Below are 18,741 nucleotides of genomic sequence, written 5' to 3'. Positions count from 1 at the left end.
CCCCGACCGCACCAGCAGCGCATGCTGGACCTCCGGCACCCACGACGGCGGAGGCCCATGCACCCCCGGATGCGCACCGCACCCCCGCACGCCCTGACCGTCGCGGTGCTGCTCGCGCTCGCGGCCTGCACGGAGCCCGCTCCGTCGTCGACCAGCGGGCCGGTCGTCCCGCCCCGCCCCAGCTCCACCGGCAGCCCCGACCCCGGAGCCGGCACGACCGACGCGCGCGAGGTGGTCCCCGAGGTCGAGGTCACGGGCATGTCCGACGTGGTCACCGGCCTGGACGCGCCGTGGGGCGTCGCCCTGCTGCCCGACGGCGACGCCCTGGTCACCCTGCGCGACAGCGCCCAGGTGGTGCGGGTCAGTGACGGCACGGCGACCCCGGTCGGCGGCGCCGGCGCGCGTGAGCTGGTCGAGGGCACCCGCTCGCGCGGCGAGGGCGGACTGCTCGGCATCGCCCTCGCGCCGGACCCCGCCGGCCCGCCGACGGTCCACCTCTACCGGACGACGCCGCGCGGCAACGAGGTGGTCAGCGCCCGCCTGGTGGACGGTGAGCTGTCCGGGCTCGACGTCGTCCTGGACGGCATCCCCGCCTCGGGCAACCACAACGGCGGCCGGATCGCCTTCGGCCCCGACGGCATGCTCTACATCGCCACCGGCGACGCCGGGCTGCCGTCCCGGGCGCAGGACCCCGACGACCTGGGCGGCAAGATCCTGCGCGTGACCCCCGACGGCGACCCCGCCCCCGGCAACCCCGACCCGGACTCGCCGGTGTGGAGCCTGGGTCACCGCAACGTCCAGGGTCTCGGGTGGGGACCGGACGGCACCATGTTCGCCAGCGAGTTCGGTCAGAACACCTGGGACGAGCTCAACGTGATCGAGGCCGGTGGCAACTACGGCTGGCCGCTGGTGGAGGGCACCGACGAGGGTGCCGCGGGGGCCGCCCCCGGGGTCGACCGGGACGCGGCCGACCTCGTCGCCCCGGTCGCCACCTGGCCGACGGCGGACGCCTCGCCGAGCGGCCTGGCCGTCACCGCCGAGGCCGTGTACCTGGCCGGGCTGCGCGGGGCGCGGCTGTGGCGCGTGCCGCTCGGCGGCCCGGGCGACCCACCCGTCGTCGGACCACCGCAGGCGCTGCTCGAGGGCGAGCTCGGCCGGCTGCGCGCGGTGCTGCCCGACGAGCAGGGCCGGCTCTGGGTCGTCACCAACAACACCGACGGCCGCGGCGACCCGCGCGCGGGGGACGACCGGATCGTGCGGGTCGCCGTGCGCTGAGCACCGCCCCGGGCAGCGCCCTGAGCAGCGCCCCGAGCGGCCGGTCCTACGATGTGGGCATGCCGGAGCCCACCTCGTTCTACCTGACCACGCCGATCTACTACGTGAACGACGCCCCGCACATCGGGCACGCGTACACGACGGTGGCCGGCGACATGGTCACCCGGTGGCACCGGCAGCGCCAGGAGCCCGTCTGGTTCCTCACCGGCACCGACGAGCACGGTCAGAAGGTGCTGCGCACCGCCGAGGCCAACGGGGTCAGCCCGCAGGCGTGGGCGGACCGGCTCGTCGAGGACTCCTGGAAGCCGGTGCTCGGCACCATCGACGCGGCCAACGACGACTTCATCCGGACCACCGAGGAGCGCCACACCACCCGGGTCCAGCGCTTCTGGCAGGGGCTGCACGACCGCGGCGAGGTCTACGAGGGGGGCTACGAGGGCCCGTACTGCGTGGGCTGCGAGGAGTACAAGGTCCCCGGCGAGCTCGTGGACGGCACCGGCGAGTTCGAGGGCCAGAAGCTGTGCCCCATCCACGGCCGCCCGGTCGAGATGCTCACCGAGCAGAACTACTTCTTCCGGATGAGCGCCTACACCGACCGGCTGCTGGAGCACTACGAGGCCAACCCGACCTTCGTGCAGCCCGAGAGCGCCCGCAACGAGGTCATCGCGTTCGTCCGGCAGGGCCTGCAGGACCTGTCGATCTCGCGCAGCACCTTCGACTGGGGCATCCCGATCCCGTGGAACCCCCAGCACGTGCTGTACGTGTGGATCGACGCGCTGCTCAACTACGCCACGGCGATCGGCTACGGGTCGGACGACCCGGAGGACAAGGCACGCTTCGAGCGGACCTGGCCCGCGGACGTGCACCTGGTCGGCAAGGACATCCTGCGGTTCCACGCCGTCATCTGGCCCGCCATGCTGATGGCCGCGGGACTGGACCTGCCCAAGCAGGTGTTCGCGCACGGGTGGCTGCTCGTGGGCGGGGAGAAGATGAGCAAGTCCAAGCTCACCGGGATCGCGCCGAGCCAGATCATCGACCACTTCGGGTCCGACGCCTTCCGCTACTACTTCCTGCGCGCGATCCCGTTCGGCCAGGACGGGTCGTTCTCCTGGGAGGACCTGTCCGCCCGCTACAACGCCGAGCTGGCCAACGGCTTCGGGAACCTCGCCTCACGGGTCGCGGCGATGGTCGGCAAGTACTTCGACGGCTTGCTGCCCGAGGCCGGCGAGCCCGGCCCGGCCGAGCTCGCCCTGGCCGACGTCGCCGCGCGGGCCGTCGCGGACGCCGAGGCGGCGATCGACCGGCTCGCGCTGCACGAGGCGATCGGTGCGGTGTGGACGCTGGTCGAGGCCACCAACGGCTACCTCACCGAGCAGGCGCCGTGGCAGGTCGCGAAGGACCCGTCCGAGTCGCAGGACGGGGTGTACCGGTCCGGTGGCCGCCTGGCCACCATCCTCGTCACGTCGGCCGAGGCCCTGCGGGCGCTCGCCGTCCTGCTGCACCCGGTCACCCCGCGCGCCGCGCAGGCGCTGTGGGACTCCCTGGGCGCGGAGGTGCCCCTCGGGCAGCTGGCCGCGCAGCCGGTCGCCAGCGCCGCGACGCTCGGCGGCCTGCCCGCGGGCACCCGCATCACCAAGGGCGCGTCGCTGTTCCCGCGCCTGGAGGACCCCGCGGACGCGACGCCGTGACCGGCCGGTGAGCCGCCGCCGGCCCCGCGACCGCAGCTGGCCGCCGGCGCCCGAGCCGCTGCCGGTCGCCGTCGTGGACAACCACACGCACCTGGACACCCCGGCCGAGCTCGACGAGGGCGCCGCGCCCCCGCCCGTCGCCGAGCAGATCGCCCGGGCGGTCGCCGCGGGGGTGCCGCGCCTGGTGCAGATCGGCTGCGACCTGCCCGCCGCCCGATGGACGGACCGGGTCGTCCGCGAGCACCCCGAGCTGCTCGGCGGCGTCGCGATCCACCCCAACGAGGCGACCCTGTTCGCCGGGGCGACCGATCCCGGACCGGACGGCCTGACGCCGCGCCCGCGCCCCGAGCACGCCGTCGGGCTGGACGCCGCGATCACCGAGATCGCCGACCTGGCCCGCGGCAACGACCGGATCCGCGTCGTCGGGGAGACCGGGCTGGACCACTTCCGCTCCGGGGAGGACGGTCGCGCGGCCCAGGTCGACTCCTTCCGGGCGCACGTCGCGCTCGCGAAGGAGCTCGGGCTCGCGCTGCAGATCCACGACCGGGACGCGCACGCCGAGGTGATCGCCGTCCTGGAGCAGGACGGCGCCCCCGAGCGCACGGTGTTCCACTGCTTCTCCGGCGACGCCGAGATGGCCCGGCTGTGCGCGGACCGCGGGTGGTACCTGTCCTTCGCGGGACCGGTGACCTTCCCGGCGAACGCCGGGCTGCGCGAGGCGCTCGCGGCCGTGCCCCTGAGCCGGGTGCTGGTCGAGACCGACGCCCCCTACCTGACGCCGCACCCGTACCGCGGCCGGCCCAACGCCCCCTACCTCGTACCGCTCACGATGCGCACCATCGCCGACGTGCACGCGGTCGACCTGGCCGACGCCTGCCGGACCGTCGCCGCGACCTCGCAGGACGTGTACGGCCCCTGGTGAGCCGCGCGGGGCCTCCACGGGCCTCCACGGGCCCCCACGAGCCGTCACGAGCCCGTCGCCGGGGCGGGTGAAACCACGGTGCGCGTCGTCCACCGGGGCCACGCGAGGGTGACGGCCCGGTCACGGATCGGTTACGGTCGAGCGCCGGCAGGGGAGCGCGGGGTCCGCGCACCGGCGCCGTCCGGCTCGACGTCCACGGTGTCGAGCAGCCGAACGATCATGCGAGGAGGCGTGCCCGTGCTGCGTCCGTCCCGGCTCGGCCGAGCGCGCGTCGCCCGCCTCGGCGCCCAGGGAGTCGTCCTCGCGCTGGTCGCGGGCGGCACCACGGCCTTCGCGGTCCTGCACACGTCCGTGACCGTCGACGTCGACGGCACCCCGGTCCAGGTCACCGCGTTCGGCACCACGGTCGGCGACGTGCTCGACGACGCGGGCATCGAGGCCGGTCCGCGGGACCTGGTCGCCCCGGCGCTGGACGCCCGCGTCGGCGACGGCGGCGAGATCGTGGTCCGCCACGGCCGCGAGGTGACCTTCGAGGTCGACGGCGAGCAGCGCACCGTGTGGACGACCGCCCTGACCGTCGGCGAGGCGATGGCGGACCTCGGCACCCGCGGCGACGGCGCCCAGGTCTCCGCGTCCCGCTCCGCGGCGCTGGGCCGCGACGTCCTGCGGGTCTCCACCCGCAAGGCCGTGCAGGTCACCGTCGACGACCGGGTCGTGGACAGCGTCACCACCGCGCGGACCGTCCGCGACGTCCTGCAGGAGGCGGGCGTCGTCCTGGCCGAGGGCGACCAGGTGTCCGTGCCGCTGGACGACGCCGTCGTCGACGGGCTGACGGTCGCGGTGACCCGCGCGGTGCACGCCACCACGACGGTCGTCGAGGAGCTGCCGTTCACCGAGACGGTCGTGCAGGACCCGACCCTGCTCGAGGGCCGGCGGGTCGTCCAGACCCAGGGCAGGGCCGGCGAGCGCCGGACGACCTACGCCGTCTCGACGGTCGGCGGGGTCGAGGTGAGCCGGACCGTGCTCGCCGAGGTCCTGGTCGGCGAGCCGGTCGAGCAGGTGGTCCACGTCGGGACCAAGCCCGCCCCGGTCGCCCCACCGCCCGCTCCGGCTCGCTCGGGCTCGTCGGGGTCCGCAGGCTCGGCCGGCTCCTCCGCACCCATCTCGGTCGACCCGGGCAGCGCCCAGGCCATCGCCCGCGACATGCTGCTCGCGCGCGGCTGGGGCGACGACCAGTTCTCCTGCCTGGTCAAGCTGTGGAAGAAGGAGAGCGGCTGGCGGGTCGACGCCGCCAACCCGCGCAGCAGCGCCTACGGCATCCCGCAGGCGCTGCCGGGCTCCAAGATGGCCAGCGCGGGCGCGGACTGGCGCACCAACCCCGCCACCCAGATCACCTGGGGGCTGGGGTACATCGCCGGCCGCTACGGCACCCCGTGCGGTGCCTGGAGCCACTCCCAGGCCAAGCACTGGTACTGACCCGCGCCCTGTGAGTCGCCTCACGACCCCTTGGATCGGAGGTCACAGGTCGGTTACGGTCGCGTGTCGCTCGAGCCGCCCCGGCCCGGATCTGATCCGGCCGCAGGGAGGCGGTGCGACGGGTCGACGGCTCGCTGCCGACGACCACGACGGCCGGATCGGGGATCCGCCACAGCCCGCACCTGGCGTCACGGTGCTGCGCGGCGCTCGGCGCCGCCGGCCCGGGTCGACGTCGCGGGCGCAGTCGCCCCCGTGCCCGGATCGACCGACGTCTGGAACTCCGTGCTCAACGCCTCCCGCCTGATCGCCCGCCTGCGCCGCACCGACGGCACCGCCCCCATCGGCACCGCCCCCACCGGGACCGGCCCCGCCGGCGCCGAGGACCGTCCCCGCCGCCGCACCACCCGCGTCGTGGCCGGCGCGACCGTGGCCGTGCTGGCCGCCGGGACGGCCGCCGTCGGCGCCGCCCACAAGACCGTGACGCTCGACGTCGACGGCGAGGTCACCGAGGTCTCGACCTTCGCCGGCTCGGTCGACGGCGTGCTGACCGACCAGGGGGTCGACCTGGGCAGCCGCGACACCGTGGCGCCCGCCGAGGCGGCGGCGCTGACCGACGGCGCGGAGATCGTCGTCCGGCACGCGCGGCAGGTCACCGTGACCGTCGACGGCGCCGAGACGCAGGTGTGGACCACCGCGCTGAGCGCCGACGAGGCGCTGGCCACGCTGGCCACCCGCGGCGGCGACGTGCGGCTGGTCGCCTCGCGCTCGAACGGTCGCGCCGAGATCGACCTGGACCTCCAGGGCCCGGTAGAGGTCGCCGTCGACGGCGCCGTGCACCCGGTGCAGGACGCGTCCGGTGGCGTCGCGGCCGTCCTGGACGGCCTGGGCATCACGCTGAACGAGCTCGACCGGGTCTCGGTGCGCCACTCCGACACCGGCGCGGTGACCGTCGTGGTCACCCGCGTGCTGGTCCAGGACGTCACCGAGGTGCAGCCGATCGCCTTCGAGACGGTCGAGCAGGACGACCCCGAGCGCTACGTCGGCACCAGCGACGTCGTGACCGCGGGCGCCGAGGGGCAGCGCACCCTGGTCCACCGGGTCACCACGGTCGACGGCGCGGAGACCGCCCGCGAGCTGGTCTCGGACACCGTCACCGCCGAGCCGGTCACCAAGGTGGTCGCCGTCGGCACCAAGAAGCGACCGGTCGCCCCCAGGCCGGCGCCGGCCGCGAGCTCCTCGGGCAGCTCCGGTGGCTCGGGCACCCCGGCCACCGGTGGCGGCGCCGCGAGCGGGCTGAACTGGGCCGCGCTGGCCGCGTGCGAGTCCGGCGGCCGGGCGGACGCCGTCTCGGCGACCGGCAGGTATCACGGCCTGTACCAGTTCTCGGTGAGCACCTGGAACGCCGTCGGCGGGTCCGGCCTGCCGTCCCAGGCCTCGGCCGCCGAGCAGACCCAGCGTGCCCAGATGCTCTACAACCGCTCCGGGGCCGGCCAGTGGCCGCACTGCGGCCCGCGCCTGTTCAGCTGAGGCGCGACCGGGGCACGGTGGCGGCCGCAGCACGGCATGGCCGTCCCCGCGCCCTAGGCTCCACCCCATGAGCGAGACGTCAGGCGCCCTGCTGGGACCGGCCGAGATCCGGGACCTGGCGGGGCGCCTCGGCATCCGCCCGACCAAGACCCTCGGCCAGAACTTCGTCATCGACGGCGGCACGGTCCGCAAGATCGTCCGGTCCGCCGGGGTGCGCGACGGCGAGCGCGTCGTCGAGGTCGGCCCGGGGCTGGGGTCGTTGACGCTCGGTCTGCTCGACGCGGGGGCGTCCGTCGTCGCGGTCGAGATCGATCCGGTACTGGCCCGCCTGCTGCCCGAGACCGTCGCGGCGCACCTGCCGGGCACCTTCCCCGCGGACGGACCGGCCCGGCTCACCGTGGTGGGCGCCGATGCGCTCGAGGTCACCGAGCTGCCCGGGCCGCCGCCGACGGCGCTGGTGGCGAACCTGCCCTACAACGTCTCGGTGCCGGTCCTGCTCACCTTCCTGCAGCGGTTCGGCAGCCTCGAGCGGGTGCTCGTCATGGTGCAGGCCGAGGTCGCCGACCGGCTCGCCGCGCCGCCCGGCAGCCGCACCTACGGCGTGCCGTCCGCCAAGGTCGCCTGGTACGCCGCCGCCCGGCGCACCTCCACGGTCGCCCGGTCGGTGTTCTGGCCGGTGCCGAACGTGGACTCCGCCCTGGTCGCCCTCGAGCGCCGCGACCCCCCGGCCACCACGGCGTCGCGGGAGCAGGTGTTCGCCGTGGTCGACGCCGCCTTCGCCCAGCGGCGCAAGATGCTGCGGTCCGCGCTCGCGGGCGTGGCCGGGTCGCCCGACGCCGCCGCCCGCGCGCTGGCGGCCGCGGGCGTCGACCCGCAGGCCCGGGGCGAGCGGCTGGACATCACCGACTTCGCGCGCGTGGCCCAGGCGCTCGCCGACCGCTGAGACCTGGCATGGTGAGGGTGTGACCTCGCCCGGATCCCTGCGCACCGACCGCGAGATCCGCGTGCGCGCACCGGGGAAGGTCAACCTGTCCCTGCGCGTCGGCGCCCGTGAGCCCGACGGGTACCACCCGCTGGCGACCGTGTTCCAGGCCGTGTCGCTGTACGAGGACGTCACCGCCCGGCCGTCGGACGAGCTCACCCTGACCGTGTCCGGTGCGCAGGCGGACCGGGTGCCGACCGACGACAGCAACCTGGCCCTGCTCGCGGCCCGGCTGCTCGCCGCGCGCACCGGGGTCGACGCCGGGGTGCACCTGCACCTGCACAAGGGCGTGCCCGTCGCCGGCGGCATGGCCGGTGGCTCGGCCGACGCGGCCGCCGCCCTGCTGGCGTGCGACGCGCTGTGGCGCACCGGGCTGTCCCGCGAGGAGCTCAGCGGCCTGGCCGCGGAGCTCGGCTCCGACGTGCCGTTCCCGCTGGCCGGGCACACCGCCGTGGGCACCGGCCGCGGGCACCTGCTCACGCCGGCGATGGTGCGCGGCGAGTACCACTGGGCGTTCGCGGTCCGCGCCGAGGGGCTGTCGACCGCGCGCGTGTTCGCCACCTTCGACGAGCTCATCGCGGGCGGGACCCGGCTCGACGCGGAGGCCGACCGCGCGCTCATGCACGCGCTGCGCGCGGGCGACGCGCCCGCGCTGGGCCGCGCCCTGCACAACGACCTGCAGCACGCCGCCCTCGAGCTCGCGCCGTCACTGGCCGAGCCGCTGGCCGTCGCCGAGGACGCAGGCGCGCTCGGTGTCCTGGTGTCCGGCTCCGGGCCGACGGTCGCCGCCCTGGCGCGCAGCCGCCAGCACGCCGTCGTCATCGCCGCCGCGATCACCGCCGCGGGGGTCGCCGACGACGTCGCGACCGCCGTCGGGCCCGTGCCCGGCGCGCGCTTCGTGCCGGCCGGCAGCCCCGGGGTGCCGAGCCCGGGCGTGCCGGGCGGGACCGGCCCGGAGGGGCTGGACCGCACGGTCTGACCCCACGGTCCGACCGCCCGGCGTCGGGCGCCGACGGTCGGCCGGACCCGGTGGGGCGCGCGGGTCGCACCGGCCGGGACCGGACCGGCCCGGACCGGCCGGTGCGACCCGGCCCGGTGCGGCGCCTACCCTTGCTCGGCGGCCCGCCGCCCGCGCGGGGTGCCGCGACCGACCGACCGACCCACGAGGACGTACCGATGGCCCACCTGCTCGGAGCCGACTCCGTCTCGCTCACCCTGGGGACCCGCACCCTGCTCGACGCGGTGAGCCTCGGCGTCGACGACGGCGACCGGATCGGGATCGTCGGCCCCAACGGCGCCGGCAAGTCGACCCTGCTGCGGGTGCTGGCAGGGCGCGCCACCGCCGACTCCGGCCGGGTGACCAGCGCCGGCGGCTCGCGGGTGGCCCTGCTGGACCAGCGCGACGAGCTGCCCGCCGGCACCACCGTCCGTGAGCTCGTGCACGGCACCGCGGCGGACCACACCTGGGCCTCCGACGCCCGGTCGCGCTCCGTGCACGAGGGCCTGCTGGGCGACCTCGACCTCGAGGCCGACGTCGCGACCCTGTCCGGCGGGCAGCGCCGCCGCACCGCCCTGGCCGCGCTGCTGGTCGGCGACCACGACGTCATCGCGCTGGACGAGCCGACCAACCACCTCGACGTGGAGGGGGTCGCGTGGCTCGCCGAGCACCTGGCCGAGCGGTTCGGCCGCGGGTCGCGCGGCGGCTCCAAGGGCGCGCTGCTCGTCGTCACCCACGACCGCTGGTTCCTGGACGCCGTGTGCACCCGCATGTGGGAGGTGCACGACGGCGTCGTCGACGGCTACGAGGGCGGGTACGCGGCCTACGTGCTCGCCCGTGCCGAGCGGTGGCGCCAGGCGGCTCGCGCCGCCGACGTGCGCAACAACCTGCTCCGCAAGGAGCTCGCCTGGCTGCGCCGCGGCGCGCCGGCGCGGACCTCCAAGCCCAAGTTCCGGCTCGACGCCGCGGCCGCGCTGATCGCCGACGAGCCGCCGCCGCGTGACGGGCTCGAGCTGACCCGGATGGCCACGTCACGGCTGGGCAAGGACGTGCTCGACCTGGAGGACGTCTCGCTGTCGTTCGGTGCGGGCGCGGACCGCACGGTGCTGCTCGACGACGTGACGTGGCGGCTGGGCCCGGGGGACCGGTACGGCGTCGTCGGCGTCAACGGCGCCGGCAAGACCTCGGTGCTGCGGCTGCTGGCCGGCCGTCTGGAGCCGACGTCCGGCCGGGTCAAGCGCGGCAAGACGATCCAGGTCGCCGAGCTCACCCAGGACGTCGAGGACCTCGACGAGGTCGGCGGGCTGCGGGTGGTCGAGCTCATCGAGTCCGAGAAGCGCACGGTCAGCGTCGGCGGCAAGGAGCTCACCGCCTCGCAGCTGGTCGAGCGGCTCGGGTTCACCAACGAACGCGCCCGCACGCTCGTGCGGGACCTGTCCGGCGGCGAGCGGCGCCGGTTGCAGCTGCTCCGGCTGCTGGTCGGCGAGCCCAACGTGCTGCTGCTCGACGAGCCCACCAACGACCTGGACACCGACACGCTGGCCGCGCTGGAGGACCTGCTCGACGGCTGGCCCGGCACCCTGGTCGTCGTCTCGCACGACCGGTACCTGCTCGAGCGGGTCTGCGACCGGCAGGTCGCGCTCCTCGGCGACGCCCGGATCCGCGACCTGCCCGGCGGCGTCGAGCAGTACCTCGAGCTGCGCCGCGCCGACGTCGGGGGGCGTCCCACCGCCGCCGCCGCCGACGACGGCGGCGGCGGGGCGTCGTCGTCGGCCACGTCCCGGGCGTCGGCCGGCGCGGACGACGGCGCCCCGAGCGCGGCGGACGCCCGCGCGGCCCGCAAGGAGGTCACCCGGATCGAGCGCCGGCTGACGAAGATCGCCGACCTCGAGGCCCGCCTGCACACGACGATGGCCGAGCAGGCCACGGACCACGGCGCCGTGCTGGCCCTGGACACCGAGCTGCGCGCGCTCGCGACCGAGCGCGCCGAGCTCGAGGACGCCTGGCTCGAGGCCGCCGAGACCGCGGGCTGACGCCCGCCGGCGAGCCGTGCCCCGCGGGGCGCTACTCCGCGTCGAACGGTGCGACCACGTCGCGCAGCAGGTCGGCGAGCTGGGCGCGGCCCGGGGTGCCCAGCCCGGCCAGCAGCGAGCTCTCGACGTCGAGCAGGTCGGACATGGCCGCGTCCACGCGCGCCCGGCCCTCGTCGGTCAGCCGGACCAGCACCCCGCGCCGGTCCGCCGGGGACGGCTCGCGCCGCACCAGCCCACGCTCGGCGAGCCGGTCGATGCGGTTCGTCATCGTGCCGGACGTGACCAGGGTCTGGGTCAGCAGGGCACCGGGGGACAGCTGGTACGGCGCGCCGTCGCGACGCAGCGCGGACAGCACGTCGAACTCCCACGGCTCCAGGTCGTGCCGGGCGAACGACGCGCGCCGGGCCAGGTCCAGGTGCCGGGCCAGCCGGGTCACCCGGGACAGCACCGTGAGCGGCTCCACGTCCAGGTCCGGACGCTCGCGCCGCCAGGCGGCCACGATGCGGTCGACCTCGTCCTCGCGGTCGCTGGGCGGTGCCATGCCGCGACATTACCTTGATGTCGAGATACCGCCGCCGGTGCTCCGGCCGCGTGGTCAGCCGTGCGTCGGTGCTGCCGTGGCGGCGGCCGCCGCGGTGACCGGGGTGAGCGTGGGGCGCCGCTCGAGGCTGCTCAGGCCGTTCCAGGCGAGGTTCACCAGGTGCGCGGCGACGTCGGCCTTGGCGGGGCTGCGCGAGTCGAGCCAGTGCTGCCCGGTCAGCGCAACCATGCCGACCAGCATCCGCGCGTAGATGGGTGCGGTGCGCGGGTCCAGGCCCTGCTTGGTGAACTGGTCGGCGAGCAGGTGCTCGACCTGGGTCGCGACGTCCCCGATCAGGCTGGAGAAGGTGCCCGTCGCCTGCGCCACGGGGGAGTCGCGCACCAGGATCCGGAAGCCGTCGGTGTTCTGCTCGATGTACGTCAGCAGGGCCAGCGTCGTCCGCTCGAGCAACGCCTTCGGGTGACCTCCGGCGGTCAGGGCGTCGGTCAGCGCGCCGGTCAGCGCACGGATCTCCCGGTCCACGACGACGGCGTAGATGCCCTCCTTGCCGCCGAAGTGCTCGTACACCACGGGCTTGGACACCTTCGCGCGGGCGGCGACCTCCTCGACGCTGGTCCCCTCGAAGCCCTTCTGGGCGAACAGGGACCGGGACACGTCGAGCAGCTGCTCCCGGCGCTCGGTGCCCGTCATGCGGGCGCGCGGGGCGCGCTTGCTGTCCGGGGCCACCCGGCCATCATGCCGTGCCCCGCCGGCGCCGGACGGCCGGCGGTGCGCCGGCTGGCAGACTTGGCGACGGTCGCCCCGCCGCGCGGGGGCCGGTCCGCCCTGGTGTAACGGCAGCACGCAGGCCTTTGGTGCCTTGCAGTCCGGGTTCGAATCCTGGGGGCGGAGCCGCCGGCCGCCCGACCGGGCCAGCACCCGCGCCCCGGTAGAGTGGCCGCGCGTCACACCCGCCGCACCCCGGGTCCCCTCGGGCACCTGACGACCGGAGTCTCACCTCGTGACCCACCCCCGGCCCGCCGCCGTCATCGTCCTCGCCGCTGGTGAGGGCACCCGCATGCGATCCGCCACCCCCAAGGTTCTGCACACGCTCGGTGGGCGCTCGATGCTCGGGCACGCCATGACCGCGGCCGCCGAGCTCAGCCCCGGCCGCGTCGTGGTCGTCGTCCGGCACGCGCGCGACCAGGTGGTCGCGCACGCCCGCGAGCTGCAGTCCGGCGTCCTGATCGCCGACCAGGACGACGTCCCGGGCACCGGCCGTGCGGTCCAGTGCGCGCTGTCCACCCTGGACGCCGCCGCCCACGCCGGTCTGGCCGTCGAGGCCGACCGCGAGCAGCGGCTCGCCGAGCCGGCGTCCGCCCCCCAGCTCGAGGGCCCCGTCGTCGTCGTCGCCGGGGACGTCCCGCTGCTCGACGGCGCGACCCTCGACCAGCTCCTCGCCGCGCACGCGGCCGACGGCAACGCCGTCACGGTCCTGACCACCCAGGTGCCGGACCCGACCGGCTACGGGCGCGTCGTGCGCGACCCGGCGACCGGCCAGGTCGTCGCCGTCGTCGAGCAGAAAGACGCCGACGCCGACCAGCTCGCCATCACCGAGATCAACTCCTCGGTCTACGTCTTCGACTCCGGGGTGCTGCGCGGCGCACTCGGCCGGCTGGGTCGGGACAACGCGCAGGGCGAGGTGTACCTGACCGACGTGCTCGCGCTCGCGCACGCCGACGGCGGCGCCGTCCGCGCGGTGCAGACCGACGACCCGCAGCTCGTCGAGGGCGTCAACGACCGGGCCCAGCTCGCCGTGCTGCGTGCCGAGCTGAACCGGCGGGTGCTGGACGGGTGGATGCGCGCCGGGGTGACCGTCGTCGACCCCGCCACCACCTGGGTCGACGTCGACGTCGTGCTCGAGCAGGACGTCACCCTGCTGCCCGGCACGCAGCTGCACGGGCACACCGTGGTCGGCTCGGCCGCGACGGTCGGCCCGGACACCACGCTGACCGACGTCACGGTGGGCGAGCACGCCTCCGTGGTCCGCACGCACGGGTCGGACGCGGTGATCGGCGCCGGCGCGACCGTGGGCCCGTTCGCCTACCTGCGCCCGGGCACCGTGCTGGGCGACGACGCCAAGATCGGCACCTTCGTCGAGACCAAGAACGCGCGGATCGGCAGCGGCTCGAAGGTCCCGCACCTGTCCTACGTCGGCGACGCGACCATCGGCGAGCAGACCAACATCGGCGCGGCCAGCGTGTTCGTCAACTACGACGGCGTGGCCAAGCACCACACGACCATCGGCTCGTACGCCCGCACCGGCTCGGACAACATGTTCGTCGCGCCGGTCACCGTCGGCGACGGCGCCTACACCGGCGCCGGATCCGTGATCCGCCGCGACGTGCCGCCCGGCGCCCTCGCCGTCAGCGCGGGCTCGCAGCGCAACATCGAGGGCTGGGTGACGCGCAGCCGTGCCGGCACGCCCGCCGCCGACGCCGCCGCCCGCGCCCTGGCCGACCGGGGTGACGACGAGGAGCTGTCGCCGCAGGCGCGTGCCGAGCGGGCCCGGGCCGGCGCGGCCGCGCAGGCCACCGTGCCCGGCGCGCCGCCCACCCTGCCGGCGGCCGCCGACACCTCGCACCCGGCTTCCGCTCCGCACACGCCCGCCGACAGCAAGGACAGCGCACGATGACCGCCCTAGCGACCAGCACGACCAGCGGCATGGACGGGGAGAAGCGGCTGGTGCTCGTCTCCGGCCGGGCCCACCCCACGCTCGCCGCCGCGGTGTCCCGCGAGCTGGGCACCGACCTCGTGCCCACGACGGCGTACGACTTCGCCAACGGCGAGATCTACGTCCGGTTCGGTGAGTCGGTGCGCGGGTCCGACGCGTTCGTCCTGCAGAGCCACACCGCCCCGATCAACGAGTGGATCATGGAGCAGCTGCTCATGGTCGACGCGCTCAAGCGGGCCTCGGCCAAGACGATCACCGTGATCATGCCGTTCTACGGCTACTCCCGGCAGGACAAGAAGCACCGCGGCCGGGAGCCGATCTCGGCCCGGCTGATGGCCGACCTGTTCAAGACCGCAGGCGCTGACCGGCTGATGAGCGTGGACCTGCACACCTCGCAGATCCAGGGGTTCTTCAACGGCCCCGTCGACCACCTCATGGCGCTGCCCCTGCTCGCGTCCTACGTGCGCAGCCGGGTGGACGTCAGCAAGCTGACCGTCGTCTCGCCGGACGCCGGCCGGGTGCGGCTGGCCGACCAGTGGTCGGACCGCCTCGGCGCCCCGCTCGCGATCATCCACAAGCGCCGCGACCCCAGCGTCCCGAACCAGGTCAAGGTCCACGAGCTCGTCGGTGACGTCACCGGCCGCACCTGCGTGCTGGTGGACGACATGATCGACACCGGCGGCACGATCGTGCAGGCGGCCGAGGCGCTGTTCGAGCACGGCGCGGCCGACGTCATCGTGGCGTCGACGCACGCGATCCTCTCCGGCCCCGCGGTCGACCGGCTCAAGAACTCCCGGATCTCCGAGGTCGTCGTCTCCGACACCCTGCCGATCCCGGACGACCGCCAGTTCCCGCAGCTGACGACGCTGTCGATCGCCCCGCTGATCGCCCGCGCCATCCGCCAGGTGTTCGACGACGGCTCGGTGACCTCGCTCTTCGACGGCAACGCCTGAGCGTCGGCCCGACCCGGCCGCTCCGCTCACCGCGACGCCCGACGGCGGCCGGCGGCACCGTGCCGAGGCCGCCGTCGCGCGTCGTGGCGGGCCGGCGTTTCCCACCCGCCCGCCCGCCGGGTAGACTCATCAGGTTGCCTCGGCGAGGGACGTCGGACGGGCCCCCCACCGCGTGAGCGGTGAGGTGCGGACCGCCGCGACCGGGCGGACGCAGGGCGTCCATCCGGCCACGACTCCGTGATCGACCTGGCGGTCGCCCTCGCGCGTGCCCGTCCTGCGCCCCGCGTCGAGGCCACCGCCCGTGCCGTCCCCCATCGCCCTCGAGGAGATCTTCGTGTCCGAGACCAAGCTGGTCGCCATCGCCCGCACCGACTTCGGCAAGGGTGCGGCCCGCCGCACCCGTCGCGCCGGCCTCATCCCCGCCGTCCTGTACGGGCACGGGACCGACCCCGTGCACGTCTCGCTGCCGGGCCACGAGACGTTCCTCGCGCTCAAGCACTCGGCGAACGCGCTGTTCGAGATCCAGCTCGACGGCGGCGTCCAGCTCGCCATCGCCAAGGACGTGCAGCGCGACCCCATGCGCAACGAGGCCATCGAGCACCTCGACCTGCTGGTCGTGAACCGCGGCGAGAAGATCTCCGTGGACGTCCCGGTGCACGTCACCGGCGAGTCCGCCGCGGGCACCATCCACGTCGTCGAGACGCAGCAGATCAGCCTCGAGGCCGACGCCACCAACCTGCCCGAGTACATCGAGGTCTCCGTCGAAGGCCTGACCGACGGCACGCAGATCACCGCCGGTGAGCTCACCCTGCCCGGCGACGCGACCCTCGCACTCGCGCCGGAGACGGTCGTCGTGACCGTGTCCGAGCCGCGCGCCACCGCCGAGGACGAGGCGGCCGCGGCCGCCGACGCCGAGCTGGCCGCCGAGCAGTCCGCCGCGTCCGCCGGCGAGGGCGAGACCGGCGAGTCCGCCGCGGGCGACGAGTCCTGATCGTCCGCAGGGTACCGGCGGCTCCCGCCGGCTGACGCGCGCAGCGCCCGGACCGGCCGCCGGTCCGGGCGCTGCGGCGTGACACCACCGGTCGACCGTGACCGACCCGATCCGCGCACCAGCGCACGACGTCCCCGCGAGGAGTGACATGACCGACGGCCTGTGGCTCGTGGTCGGTCTGGGCAACCCCGGGCCGGCGTACGCGGGCAACCGCCACAACGTCGGTCAGATGGTGCTCGACGAGCTCGCGACCCGCGCCGGGGCAGGCTTCTCCAGCCGCTCCATCGGCGGTGCGCGCGCGGCCACGGCCGAGGCCCGGCTCGGCGTCGGCCCCGGTGGTGTGCCCGGGCCGCGCGTGGTGCTGGCCAAGCCGTCGACGTACATGAACGTGTCCGGCGGGCCGGTCGCCGGCCTGGTGCAGTACTTCGGGCTCACGCCCGAGCAGGTCGTCGTCGTGCACGACGAGCTGGACATCCCGTTCGCCGACGTCCGGCTGAAGAAGGGCGGCGGCGAGGGCGGGCACAACGGGCTGCGGGACATCACCAAGGCGCTGGGGACCAAGGACTACGTCCGGGTGCGCGTCGGCGTCGGCCGCCCGCCGGGACGGATGGACGCGGCCGACTTTGTGCTCAAGGACTTCGGTGGCACGGAGCGCAAGGAGCTGCCGTTCCTGGTGGATGCGGCGGCCGACGCCGTGGAGATGCTGCTCACACAGGGACTGCACGCCGCCCAGCTCGTGTTGCACACGCGGGAACCGAAGGCCTGAGCGTTCGAACGGGTGAAGTTCGCCCGACGCCCCCGCGCCGGGAGGGTGAAAACTCACCCGGTGGCCGGACGAGGGCGCCGCACCCCCGTTACGCTCCCAAAGGCCCCACGAAGACGATGTAGGGATGGGTATCTGTCGTGACGTTGACCGTAGGCCGGGATGTCGAGTGGATCGATTCTTCGGGCGACCGTCGTGGTCGGGCCGCAGGCGTCCGCCGATCCTGGGCCTCCGCTCAGCCGTTCGACCCGCCCGCAGACGAGAGCCGCGAGCTCCCGCGGGACGCCAACGAGCGACGGTGGCGGATCGTGGCGCGCGGCTACGTCCGCACCACGATCGTGCTGGACGCCGTCGTGGCGCTGCTCGTCGGTGCCGCGCTGCTCGTGCCGCTGATGGGCGTGACCGTCACCTCGGTGGCCTGGACGCTCGGAGCCGCCGCCCTGTTCGTGCTGATGGTCGCGGTGTTCCGCGGCTACGACGCGGACGGCATGGGTGACGGCCCGGCCGAGTTCCAGGCCGTGCTGCGCGGCGGCTCGCTGGTCGCGGTCGGGCTGATGGCCGCGGCGTTCACCTTCGAGATCGACATCCCGCGGCTGGCCGTCTTCGCCGGCGTGCCCGCGCTCGTGGTCGCCGCGAGCCTGGCCCGGCACGGTCACCGCCACCACCTGCACCACCGTCGCGCCGCCGGCGAGGCCATGATGCGCACGGTCGTGGTCGGCGAGCCGAGCGCCGTCGAGCAGGTCGTCGGGGAGCTGTCGCTCGCCCCGCACCACGGCTACCAGGTCACCGGTGTGTGCCTGCCGTCGCTGGACAACAAGGCGCCCATGGGCGGTCAGCCGGTGCTCGGCGCGATCTCCGAGGTCCCGCAGGTGGTCGTCGACAACGCGATCGACGTCGTCATCGTGGCCGGGCACTACCTCAGCGGTGGCGCCCTGCGGCGGCTGTCCTGGGCGCTCGGCCGCACCCCGGCCCAGCTCGTCGTCGCGCCGGACCTCATCGAGGTCACCGGCCCGCGCCTGTCCGTCCGCCCGACGGCGGGCCTGTCGCTGCTCGAGGTCGAGATCGGCGCCCCGCGCCGCAGGCTGGTCGCCAAGACGGTCCTGGACCGGACGGTGGCCACGCTCGGCCTGCTCGCGCTGTCGCCGCTGATCGGGGCCGCTGCCCTGGCGGTCCGGTTGACCTCCGAGGGACCCGCGTTCTACCGCCAGACCCGGGTGGGCGTCGACGGCTCGACGTTCACCATCTGGAAGCTGCGCAGCATGTACCTGGACGCCGACGCGCGGCGCGACCTGCTGCTCGAGCAGAACGAGGGCCAGGGCCTGCTGTTCAAGATGCGTCACGACCCCCGCGTGACCCCGGTCGGTCGCGTGCTGCGCCGGTACTCCATCGACGAGCTGCCCCAGCTGTTCAACGTGGTGCGCGGCGACATGTCGCTCGTCGGCCCGCGTCCGCCGCTCGTCGCCGAGGTCGAGGCGTACCCCGACATGGTGCAGCGCCGCCTGCACGTCAAGCCCGGCCTGACCGGCCTGTGGCAGGTCAGCGGCCGCTCCGACCTGAGCTGGGACGAGGCCGTGCGCCTCGACCTGCGCTACGTGGACAACTGGTCGGTCGCGATGGACCTGATGATCCTGTGGAAGACGGGTCGTGCGGTGTTCGCGGGATCCGGGGCGTACTGATCACCCCCGGGGCCATCGGCCCCGGACGGCCGGCAGGGCCGGGACGCTCGACGAGCGTCCCGGCCCTGCTGCGTGGTGGGTGCGAGCCGACGGGACAGGTCGCCCACCCGGGGTCCGTGCCAGCAGGCGGTGGCGGGGTGGTCACCAGCCGCGGGAGATGGTGACGCCGGTGCCGTCGGTGAAGGTGTTGGTGGTGTTGGTGAC

15 protein-coding genes and 1 tRNA gene are annotated in these 18,741 nt (G+C 75.1%); 14 read left to right on the top strand and 2 right to left on the bottom strand.

Annotated features, from left to right (window positions below; all coding sequences use genetic code 11):
* The first annotated feature begins 69 nt into the window (after positions 1–69).
* From Q0840_RS17905 to Q0840_RS17870, 8 genes are all read left to right on the top strand, one after another.
* A complete protein-coding gene (locus tag Q0840_RS17905; protein ID WP_298462156.1) occupies positions 70–1,275 on the top strand; it encodes a sorbosone dehydrogenase family protein in 1,206 nt (401 codons plus the stop codon).
* 59 nt (positions 1,276–1,334) lie between these two features.
* Entirely contained in the window at positions 1,335–2,963 is a 1,629-nt protein-coding gene (gene metG, locus Q0840_RS17900) for a methionine--tRNA ligase (RefSeq protein WP_298462153.1), read from the top strand.
* Positions 2,964–2,970: 7 nt separating this feature from the next.
* On the top strand, positions 2,971–3,885 hold the full coding sequence (locus Q0840_RS17895; protein WP_298462150.1) for a TatD family hydrolase: 915 nt from the start codon (positions 2,971–2,973) through the stop codon (positions 3,883–3,885).
* 237 nt (positions 3,886–4,122) lie between these two features.
* On the top strand, positions 4,123–5,361 hold the full coding sequence (locus tag Q0840_RS17890) for a ubiquitin-like domain-containing protein (RefSeq protein WP_298462147.1): 1,239 nt from the start codon (positions 4,123–4,125) through the stop codon (positions 5,359–5,361).
* Positions 5,362–5,613: 252 nt separating this feature from the next.
* Entirely contained in the window at positions 5,614–6,888 is a 1,275-nt protein-coding gene (locus Q0840_RS17885) for a resuscitation-promoting factor (RefSeq protein ID WP_298462144.1), read from the top strand.
* A gap of 67 nt (positions 6,889–6,955) precedes the next feature.
* Complete coding sequence (gene rsmA / locus Q0840_RS17880) at positions 6,956–7,831, top strand: 16S rRNA (adenine(1518)-N(6)/adenine(1519)-N(6))-dimethyltransferase RsmA (RefSeq protein ID WP_298462141.1); 876 nt, start codon at positions 6,956–6,958, stop codon at positions 7,829–7,831.
* A gap of 19 nt (positions 7,832–7,850) precedes the next feature.
* Positions 7,851–8,849 carry a 4-(cytidine 5'-diphospho)-2-C-methyl-D-erythritol kinase gene (locus Q0840_RS17875; protein WP_298462138.1) on the top strand — a complete coding sequence of 333 codons (999 nt, stop codon included), beginning with the start codon at positions 7,851–7,853 and terminating at the stop codon, positions 8,847–8,849.
* Between the two features lie 197 nt (positions 8,850–9,046).
* Positions 9,047–10,900 carry an ABC-F family ATP-binding cassette domain-containing protein gene (locus Q0840_RS17870; protein WP_298462136.1) on the top strand — a complete coding sequence of 618 codons (1,854 nt, stop codon included), beginning with the start codon at positions 9,047–9,049 and terminating at the stop codon, positions 10,898–10,900.
* Positions 10,901–10,931: 31 nt separating this feature from the next.
* On the opposite strand, the gene Q0840_RS17865 is transcribed toward Q0840_RS17870, so the two are convergent.
* Together Q0840_RS17865 and Q0840_RS17860 are read right to left on the bottom strand one after the other, a co-directional pair.
* Positions 10,932–11,441, bottom strand: coding sequence for a MarR family winged helix-turn-helix transcriptional regulator (locus tag Q0840_RS17865; RefSeq protein WP_298462133.1), 510 nt, complete (start codon positions 11,439–11,441; stop codon positions 10,932–10,934).
* A 54-nt stretch (positions 11,442–11,495) separates the two neighbouring features.
* Complete coding sequence (locus Q0840_RS17860; protein WP_298462218.1) at positions 11,496–12,131, bottom strand: TetR/AcrR family transcriptional regulator; 636 nt, start codon at positions 12,129–12,131, stop codon at positions 11,496–11,498.
* A 129-nt stretch (positions 12,132–12,260) separates the two neighbouring features.
* Between Q0840_RS17860 and Q0840_RS17855 the strand changes: the two genes are divergently transcribed.
* From Q0840_RS17855 to Q0840_RS17830, 6 genes are all read left to right on the top strand, one after another.
* Positions 12,261–12,332: transfer RNA gene (locus tag Q0840_RS17855), tRNA-Gln, on the top strand.
* Between the two features lie 109 nt (positions 12,333–12,441).
* The gene (glmU, locus tag Q0840_RS17850; RefSeq protein ID WP_298462130.1) at positions 12,442–14,115 is read left to right on the top strand and encodes a bifunctional UDP-N-acetylglucosamine diphosphorylase/glucosamine-1-phosphate N-acetyltransferase GlmU; all 1,674 of its coding nucleotides are present in this window, start codon (positions 12,442–12,444) and stop codon (positions 14,113–14,115) included.
* On the top strand, positions 14,112–15,107 hold the full coding sequence (locus Q0840_RS17845; RefSeq protein WP_298462127.1) for a ribose-phosphate diphosphokinase: 996 nt from the start codon (positions 14,112–14,114) through the stop codon (positions 15,105–15,107). Before glmU ends, Q0840_RS17845 begins: the two co-directional genes overlap by 4 nt.
* A gap of 334 nt (positions 15,108–15,441) precedes the next feature.
* Positions 15,442–16,098 carry a 50S ribosomal protein L25/general stress protein Ctc gene (locus Q0840_RS17840; protein WP_298462215.1) on the top strand — a complete coding sequence of 219 codons (657 nt, stop codon included), beginning with the start codon at positions 15,442–15,444 and terminating at the stop codon, positions 16,096–16,098.
* Between the two features lie 148 nt (positions 16,099–16,246).
* A complete protein-coding gene (pth, locus tag Q0840_RS17835) occupies positions 16,247–16,864 on the top strand; it encodes an aminoacyl-tRNA hydrolase (RefSeq protein ID WP_298462124.1) in 618 nt (205 codons plus the stop codon).
* A 305-nt stretch (positions 16,865–17,169) separates the two neighbouring features.
* Positions 17,170–18,537 (top strand): sugar transferase, encoded by a 1,368-nt coding sequence (locus Q0840_RS17830; protein WP_298462122.1) that lies wholly within the window; start codon positions 17,170–17,172, stop codon positions 18,535–18,537.
* The last annotated feature ends 204 nt before the right edge of the window (positions 18,538–18,741 follow it).

The sequence above is a fragment of the uncultured Cellulomonas sp. genome (assembly GCF_947494015.1).
Classification (GTDB): Bacteria; Actinomycetota; Actinomycetes; order Actinomycetales; family Cellulomonadaceae; genus Pengzhenrongella.
The sequence above is the reverse complement of the archived record's forward strand: the minus strand, read 5'-3'. Positions and strand labels throughout refer to the sequence as shown.